Raw genomic sequence first — 1647 nt, 5'->3', positions numbered from 1 at the left:
CCAGCGCGCCCGCGGGGGCGGCGAGAACGCGCCTCATTCCGCCGCCCCCGGCGCCGGGTCCTCGGCCGCGCCGAAGCGCCGCCGGGAGGCGAGGTTGCCGAGGCGGCGGCAGACAACATAGAAGACCGGCGTGAAGACCAGGCCGAAGATCGTCACGCCGAGCATGCCGAAGGCCACCGCCGTCCCCATCGCCTGGCGCATCTCGGCGCCCGGACCGACCGCGACGACCAGCGGGATCACGCCGAAGATGAAGGCGAAGCTGGTCATGAGGATCGGCCGGAGGCGCGACTCGGCGGCATGGATCGCGGCTTGCCACGGGTCCATGCCATGCGCCTCATTCTGGCGGGCGAACTCGACGATCAGGATCGCATTCTTGGCGGCGAGCGCGATCAGCACGATCAGGCCGACCTGCGTCAATATGTTGTTGTCGAGCCCTCGCAGGTTGATCCCCGTCATCGCCGCGAGCACGCACATCGGCACGATCAGGATGACCGCGAGCGGCAGCGTCAGCGATTCATATTGCGCCGCCAGCACCATGAACACGCAGAGCACGGCGACGGCGAAGACCAAAGGCGCCGTGTTGCCGGCCGCCTGCTGCTCAAAGGCGATGCCGGTCCATTCGAAGCTGAAGCCGGGGGGCAGGGTCCGCGCCGCCATCTGCTCCATGGCGTGCAACGACTGGCCGGAGGATATGCCGGGCGGCGTCTGCCCCTGCAGCTCCGCCGCGGGATAATTGTTGTAGCGCGTCACCTGGACCGGGCCGGCCCCGTAGCGGAAGGTGGCGACCGCGGAAAGGGGCACCATCCGCCCGCTGGACGAGCGCACCTGCAGCCGGCCGACATCGGCCAGATCCTCGCGCGACGCCGCCTCGGCCTGCGCAGTCACCCGGAAGGTGCGCCCCACCAGGTTGAAATCGTTGATGTAGGTCGAGCCCAGATAGGTGCCGAGCGCGGCATAGACCTGGGTCGGCTGAACGCCGACCAGCTGGGCGCGATCGCGGTCCACGTCGGCCTCGATCCTCGGGCTGCCGGTGTTGAACAGGGAGAATACCTGGCCGACATCCGGGTTTTGCTGGGAGGCGCCCATCATCGCGAAGGTCGCGCCCTGGAGCGCCTGATATCCGGCCCCGCCGCGATCCTGGACCATCATCGCAAAGCCGCTGCCGTTGCCGAGGCCGGGCACCGGCGGCGGCGAGAGGAAGAAGACCTGCGCGCCCTGCTCCGCGCCCGCGACGGCGCCGGTGATCTGACCGGCCAGCGCCGCCGCCGACTGGCCTTCGCCGCGCCGTTCCTCGTGCGGGCTGAGACGCAGGAACATGACGCCGCTGTTCGAGGCCGGGCTGAAGGTCGAGCCGTCGAGACCGGCGAAGGCCGCCGTTGCGGTCACCATCGGGTTTCGCGAGACGACCTCCCGGATTCGATTGACCGCCGCCTCCGTCCGGTCGAGGCTGGAGCCGGGCGGCAGCTGGATGACACCGATCAGGAAGCCCTGGTCCTGATCCGGGATGAAGCCGGTCGGCGTCGCGCTGAGCCGCCAGACGGTTAGGCCTAGCAGGCCGCCATAGATGACCAGCATGATCGTCGAGCGATGGACCAGCTTCGTGGTCAGCCAGCCGTAGCGGCCGGATAGCCAGTCGAAGCCCCGCTC

The 1647-nt window shown here is 69.3% G+C and carries 1 protein-coding gene; it reads right to left on the bottom strand.

What is annotated here, in order from left to right; genetic code table 11:
• Positions 1–33: 33 nt before the first annotated feature.
• Positions 34–1647: efflux RND transporter permease subunit (locus tag AC3XYG_RS04075; protein ID WP_489138532.1), on the bottom strand; the 1614-nt coding region annotated here is incomplete at its 5' end.

The sequence above is a fragment of the Inquilinus sp. genome (assembly GCF_057815775.1).
Note: the sequence above shows the minus strand (reverse complement) of the source record. Positions and strands in the feature narration are given on the sequence as shown.